Origin of the sequence: Roseitalea sp. MMSF_3546 (assembly GCF_030732865.1) — a bacterium.
In the GTDB taxonomy this organism is placed as follows: Bacteria; Pseudomonadota; Alphaproteobacteria; order Rhizobiales; family Rhizobiaceae; genus Roseitalea.
The window spans coordinates 231,417-237,418 of sequence record NZ_JASHKB010000003.1 but is presented as its reverse complement, the minus strand read 5'-3'; the positions used below and the strand labels follow the sequence as shown (position 1 = coordinate 237,418).

Sequence of the window (6,002 nt, the reverse complement as noted above, 5' to 3'; positions counted from 1 at the left end):
CGCCGCCTGCGCAAAACACCGCCTGAGTCATCCTGCCGCAGTCATTCCACCGCTTCGGGCGCCCGCGCCACGACAGCGCGGACCCGCCGCCAGTCCAGCCCCGCAAACAGCGCCTCGAACTGGGCATGGGTGAGCGTCATCAGACCGTCCCGGACAGCGGGCCAGGTGAAGCTGTGCTCCTCCAGTCGCTTGTAGGCCATCACCAGACCGGTGCCGTCCCAGTAAAGCAGCTTCAACCGATCCGCCCGCTTCGCACGGAAGACGAAGACCGTGCCGGTGAACGGCGCTTTGCGCAGCTCGTTCTTCACCAGAGCGGCCAGCCCGTCATGTCCCTTGCGGAAGTCGACCGGGCTGGTTGCCACCATGATCCGCACCCGGTGCGACGGGAAGATCATGCCGGCGCTGCCAGAGCGCGCACGATCGCCGCGATCCGTTCCGCCGAAGCGCCGGCCTCCAGCCGGACCGTCACCGCCCCCATCACGATCTCGGCAACCTCGGGCCCAGTGGCGGCATGCTCGGGCACGCGCGGTGCGACGACCATTGCGGCAAATTCCACCTCGTCCTCAGGGGGTGGCAGAACCAACTTGCCCTGGCGCGCCATCGTTCGCCATGAGGAAAGATGGTTCGCCTTGACACCGTGTGATTGTGCGACCTCCGCGACCGTCTTGCCGGGCCGCAACGTCTCCGCCACGATCCGCGCCTTCACCTCATCGGGCCATCTTCGGTTGCGACGCCGCATTCCCTCGATCGGGAGAAACTCCATTGTAGCGTCCATGGAGAACCTCCCTCCCGTAAACCGCTGAAGGAGCCAATCCCAGATCACGACGCACAGCGAAAGGTGGGGCCGAAACAGCGCTTACCGTGCAGCGCGATCAGACGATGGCGTTGCCGGCGCCGGCGACGGCAGGGCTGGGCAGATCGAGCTCGGGTTCGCGCTGACTGCCCGCCTGTATCGCGGACAGCTCCTGCAGATAGCGTTCGCTCCAGCGCTCGACGCAATTGGCCGCGATCCGGTCATAGAGCGCACCGTGCCGGCGCCTGCGTTCGGCGCGATCCATGCTGAGCGCGGTATCGAGCGCATCGGCGATCTCTTCGGGATCGTGCGGGTTGATGATCAGCGCTTCCTTCATCTCCTCGAACGCGCCGGCAAAGCGCGACAGGATGAGCACGCCGGGATCGTCATGGTTCTGGGCGGCGATGAACTCCTTGGCCACCAGGTTCATGCCGTCGACCAGCGAGGTCACCAGGCAGATATGCGAGTGCCGGTAAAGGCCGGCCAGTTCGGCGCGCGGCACCTGGCGGTGAATGTAGTGGATCGGCACCCAGTCGATCCGGCCGAACTCGCCATTGATGTGTCCGGCCATTCGTTCAAGTTCGTCGCGGATCGCCCGGTAGGCGGCGACACCCTCGCGCGAGGGCGGGGCGATCTGCAGCAGCGAGACCGTGCCGCGATGGTGCGGATAGCGGTCCAGAAAGGTCTGGTATCCGCGAAACCGTTGCGGCAGGCCCTTGGAATAATCGAGCCGGTCCACGCCGATGATGCGGTACTGGGCCGGGCTGTCCATCTGCGCGGCGCTGCGCTCGGCGGTGGCCTGGAATTCGTCGACGTCGATGGAAATGGGAAAGCTCATCAACCGAACCTGCCGGCCGCCGACCTGCATGTCGCCGCGCGGCAGCCACTCGCCGCGCATGGCATGGCGGAACACGTCGATCATGTTGGCCACGTCGCGCTGCGTCTGCAGGCCCAAAAGATCGTAGGCCGCAAGCCAGCGCCCGATATCCATGTATTCGGGAATGGCCGCGAATGCCTGCATGTCGGGAACCGGGATGTGCAGGAAAAAGCCCATCGTGTTGGTCAGGCCGAGCTTGCGCAGTTCCTCGGCAACGGGGATCACCTGGTAGTCGTGCACCCAGACCAGGTCGTCGGGTTCGATATGCGGAGCCAGGAGCCTTGCGATCCGTTTGGCCACGCGCACATAGGCTTCCGCATAGCCCGGCTTGACCTCCATGAGGTCGACCCGGCCGTGGAAGACGGGCCAGAGCACCGAATTGGCATAGCCCAGATAGTAGTCGCGATGGTCGCTCTCGGTCAGGTCGAACCAGCCGATGTCGAAATCCTCGCGGTGCCCGAAGGCGAGCGCATCGCGCGGTGTCTCGGCGATTTCGGGCGAGGCGCCGACCCACAGCCCGCCGCTGCCGCGCATGGCGCCCTTGAGCGCGACCACCAGCCCGCCCGCATCGTTGGCGCTGTCGAGCGCCGGCGCGCGGTTGGAAACGATGATCAGCTTACCCATTTGGGGTGCGCTCCACGGCATCGGTCAACCATGCCTTGAACGCCTCCGGGCTGGGCGATGCGTACTCGGCCTTGGTCTGCTCCTCGCCGATCTTGACGCAGATCGCTCCCTTCTGCCGCAGCGCGCCGAAGGCCAGTTCGTCGGTGTGGTCGTCGCCGGCAAAAAGGATGCGCCGGCCGGCAAATGGCGGGGTCTCCATCAGCCGCTCGATCGCGCGGGCCTTGCTGACCGCTTTCGGCTTGATCTCGAAGACCATCTTGCCGGGCTGCACCTCCGATTCGGGATCGTCGAGCACCATGGCCTCGGCGAAGGTGCGGGCCTTGTCTTCCATCTCCGGATGCTGGCGGAAGTGCAGGACGATGCCTGCGGTCTTGTGCTCGATGAAGATGCGCGGTTCGGCCTGCGCGAAGGCCTCGGCCGCGCTGCGCAGCCGTTCGAGATTGTCGCGGTTGAAACGGGCCGTCTCGCGCTGGCCGTCCGTGAAGCGGAACTCGACGCCATGACCGCCGGCGAGCGCGCAGGGGACACCGTCGATATAGCGCTCCAGATCGTCGATGCTGCGCCCCGAAACCATCGCAAGGGCGCCACCGGTGGCTCGGCTGGCCCGCTCGAGCAGGCCCTTGTCGTCATCGGAAATCTCGATCGCGTCGGGCCTGTCGGCGATGTCGACGACGGTGCCGTCGAAATCCAGGAACAGCGCCGTCTCGGCGAGGTTCATCTCCAGCATTTCAAGGGGCGTTGGGATGTCGCCCTCATGGGAAAAGCCCGTCAACGCGTAATAGTCCAGCACACCTTCCTCTTTTCCGCGCCCTGCGGGCGCCTGTTGAAAACAAGGGGCGCGGCGACGGTCGCCGCCTTCAAAGACCCAACTCCTCAATTCGCCTTGGGTTGCATGGGCCGCAAGTGCGGTCGCCTGGAGAACCTTCTACTTAGATGGTGCGGATATGTCGCATCGCAAGGCCTGCGCGCCACGAACGCGCAAGGCGCCACGATCGGATCGAATTCGGCCCGCTTTCCGCTCAGAGCCAGCGCTCGATCCTGTCGAGCGCTTCGGCGATCATCTCGGTCGTGCCCGCATAGGAAATGCGCAGATGCCGGTCACCCTCGAACGGGTCGAAATCGGCGCCCGGCGTGGCGGCCACATGGATGTCGGCCAGCATGCGGCGGGCGAAATCCATCGAATCGTTGCTGTGGCGGGAGATGTCGCACCAGGCATAGAACGCGCCATCGGGCGGTGCGGCGAAGTCCATGCCGAGCCCGGGCAGACGCTCCATCAGGAGTGCGCGACTGGCGCGGTATTGCGCCTTCACCGCGTCGAGTTCGGCCGTGCAGGCAAAGGCGTGCGGCGCGGCGATCTGCGCAATGTCGGGCGCGGAGATGTAAAGGTTCTGCGACAGCCGCTCGACGGCGCGCACCATGGCCGACGGCAGCACCATCCAGCCGATGCGCCAGCCCGTCATGCAATAGTATTTGGAGAACGAGTTGATCACGATGACCTCCTCGCCCAGCGACAGCGCGGTCACGTCCTCGCCGGTATGGCGCAGCCGGTGGTAGATCTCGTCGGAGATGAAGGCGATCCCTTTTTCGCCGCAGGCCTCGATCACGGCACGCAGGGCCGGCGCCTCGAGCACCGCGCCCGTCGGGTTGGCGGGGCTCGCCAGCAGCAGCACGTCGATCGGCTTTCGCGCATGGGCGGCAAGCAGCGCGTCGATGTCGAAACCGTCCTGTCCGACCGGCAGTTCGACCGGCTCGAGCGAGAGTGCGCGGATGATGTTGCGATAGGCCGGATAGCCCGGCGCGGTGATGGCCACGCGGCCGCCCGGATCGGTCAGCGCCAGAAAGGCGAGCGAAAACCCGGCCGACGAGCCGGTGGTGACGGCGATGCGCGAGACCGGCACGTCGACGCCGTAATGGTCGCGATAGTGCTCGGCGATCGCCTGGCGCAATCCGGGCCGGCCGAGCGTGTCGGTGTAGCCCAGATCGCCGGTCATGACCGCCTCGGCGGCGGCACGGCGCACCGCCTCGGGCGCCTTGGCGGCCGGCTGACCGACTGCCAGCGAGATGACCGGCGCGCCGGCACCCTTGAGCCTGTTCGCCTCGGCGAGCACGTCCATGGCCAGAAACGGGTCCACTTCGGCGCGCCTCGATAGCCTTGTCATGACGTTGTCCTGTCCTCCTTGTGCTCGCCCGGCGTCCTGAATTTCCCGTGAACCGCCACGTTTTCGCTGTTATTGACCAGCAAACGGCGATAGCAACACCGGTGCGGCGCTACGGCATTTGTCCCTGGCGCGCAACGCTAAAGGGACGTTTCGGCTTGTTTTGGCGACTGAAGATCGCGGTCCTTGCGATTGTTCTGGCTGCAATCGGCGCGACCGCCGTCCAGGCACAGTCGCGCAGCGTGCCGATTGTGCGCGACGCCGAGATCGAGGCGCTGTTGCGCGATTACGCCGATCCGATACTGCGGGTCGCGGGCATGCGCAGCGACCGCACCGACATCGTCATCGTCAACTCCCGCGCCTTCAACGCTTTCGTGTCGGGCCGCCGGATCTTCATCAATGTCGGTGCGCTGGTCGAAGCTGAAACGCCCAACGAGATCATCGGCGTTCTGGCGCACGAGATCGGCCATCTTTCCGGCGGGCATCAGGACCGGCTGCGCCAGCAGCTCGACCGCGCGCAGACCATCGCGGCCGTCGGCGCGATCGTGGGCATGGGTGCCAGCGTCGCCGGTGCCGCCTCGGGCAACAGCCAGGTGGCGGGCGCGGGCACGGGCATTGCCATGGGCGGCATGGAGGCGGCGCAGCGCGGCCTTCTGGCCTATCGGCGGACCGAGGAACTGGCGGCCGACCGCGCCGCGGTCGACTATCTCAACCGCACCGGCCAGTCGCCCCAGGGGCTGCTGACCACGTTCAAGCGCTTCGAAAAGCAGCTTTCGCTGGCCGGGCGCAACGTCAACCCCTACAGGCTCAGCCATCCGCTGCCGCGCGAACGGCTCGCCGCGCTCGAGACCATTGCGCGCCAGAGCCCGCATTTCGGCAAGTCCGACCCGCGTGCCCTGGTGGTCCGGCATGACCGGGCGCGGGCCAAGATCCTGGCCTATGTCTATGGTCCGAACGCGGTCGACCGCGTCGTGCAAGCCAACCCCAATTCCCAGGCCGCGCGCTACGGCAAGGCGATCGCGACCCATCTTTACGGCTCGCAGCAGGATGCGCTTGCCATGATCGACAAGCTCATCGCCGAGGCGCCCAACGATCCGTATTTCCACGAGGTCAAGGGAGAGATCCTGCTGCGCGCGCGCGATGCCGGCGGCGCCGTCGACGCGTTCAGCCGGGCCGTGCAGCTTTCGGACGGCAACGCGCCGACCATCCAGGTGGCGCTCGGCCACGCCTTGGTGCTCGCCGGCGGGGAGGCGAACTTCCGCCGCGCCATCGGCGAACTGGAGGTGGCGATCACGCTCGACCCGGCCAATCCGCGTGCCTATCGGCATCTGGCGATGGCCTATGGGCGGCTGGGCTGGATCGGCGATGCGGAACTGGCCACGGCCGAAGCGAGCTTCCATTCCGGCCAGTTCGAGCAAGCCAAGCGCTTTGCCGCGCGCGCCAAGCGGCGCTTTGACCGCAACGCACCGCAATGGCTGCGTGCCGACGACATTCAGCGTTTCGAAATTCCAAATTCGCGACGTTCGCGATGACGATCGACCACCGACACCGG

The 6,002-nt window shown here is 66.4% G+C and carries 6 protein-coding genes; 1 reads left to right on the top strand and 5 read right to left on the bottom strand.

Annotated features, from left to right (window positions below; genetic code table 11):
• Positions 1 to 41 precede the first annotated feature (41 nt).
• The 5 genes from tnpB to RBB34_RS04660 form a co-directional block, all read right to left on the bottom strand.
• Complete coding sequence (gene tnpB / locus RBB34_RS04680) at positions 42 to 395, bottom strand: IS66 family insertion sequence element accessory protein TnpB (RefSeq protein WP_306118027.1); 354 nt, start codon at positions 393 to 395, stop codon at positions 42 to 44.
• Positions 392 to 763 (bottom strand): transposase, encoded by a 372-nt coding sequence (locus tag RBB34_RS04675; protein WP_306118026.1) that lies wholly within the window; start codon positions 761 to 763, stop codon positions 392 to 394. The genes tnpB and RBB34_RS04675 overlap by 4 nt, the downstream gene beginning before the upstream one ends.
• A gap of 109 nt (positions 764 to 872) precedes the next feature.
• Positions 873 to 2,294, bottom strand: coding sequence for a trehalose-6-phosphate synthase (locus RBB34_RS04670; RefSeq protein WP_306118025.1), 1,422 nt, complete (start codon positions 2,292 to 2,294; stop codon positions 873 to 875).
• On the bottom strand, positions 2,287 to 3,084 hold the full coding sequence (gene otsB / locus RBB34_RS04665; RefSeq protein ID WP_306118024.1) for a trehalose-phosphatase: 798 nt from the start codon (positions 3,082 to 3,084) through the stop codon (positions 2,287 to 2,289). Before otsB ends, RBB34_RS04670 begins: the two co-directional genes overlap by 8 nt.
• 229 nt (positions 3,085 to 3,313) lie before the next feature.
• A complete protein-coding gene (locus tag RBB34_RS04660) occupies positions 3,314 to 4,453 on the bottom strand; it encodes an aminotransferase class I/II-fold pyridoxal phosphate-dependent enzyme (protein ID WP_306118023.1) in 1,140 nt (379 codons plus the stop codon).
• Between the two features lie 155 nt (positions 4,454 to 4,608).
• On the opposite strand from RBB34_RS04660, the gene RBB34_RS04655 reads away from it, so the two are divergent.
• Complete coding sequence (locus tag RBB34_RS04655) at positions 4,609 to 5,982, top strand: M48 family metalloprotease (protein ID WP_306118022.1); 1,374 nt, start codon at positions 4,609 to 4,611, stop codon at positions 5,980 to 5,982.
• The last annotated feature ends 20 nt before the right edge of the window (positions 5,983 to 6,002 follow it).

Bases quoted from the DNA above. Each gene is read 5' to 3' on its own strand.
- RBB34_RS04670 (WP_306118025.1), bottom strand. From the start codon at position 2,294: ATGGGTAAGCTGATCATCGTTTCCAACCGCGCGCCGGCGCTCGACAGC.
- RBB34_RS04675 (WP_306118026.1), bottom strand. From the start codon at position 763: ATGGAGTTTCTCCCGATCGAGGGAATGCGGCGTCGCAACCGAAGATGG.
- tnpB (WP_306118027.1), bottom strand. From the start codon at position 395: ATGATCTTCCCGTCGCACCGGGTGCGGATCATGGTGGCAACCAGCCCG.
- RBB34_RS04660 (WP_306118023.1), bottom strand. From the start codon at position 4,453: ATGACAAGGCTATCGAGGCGCGCCGAAGTGGACCCGTTTCTGGCCATG.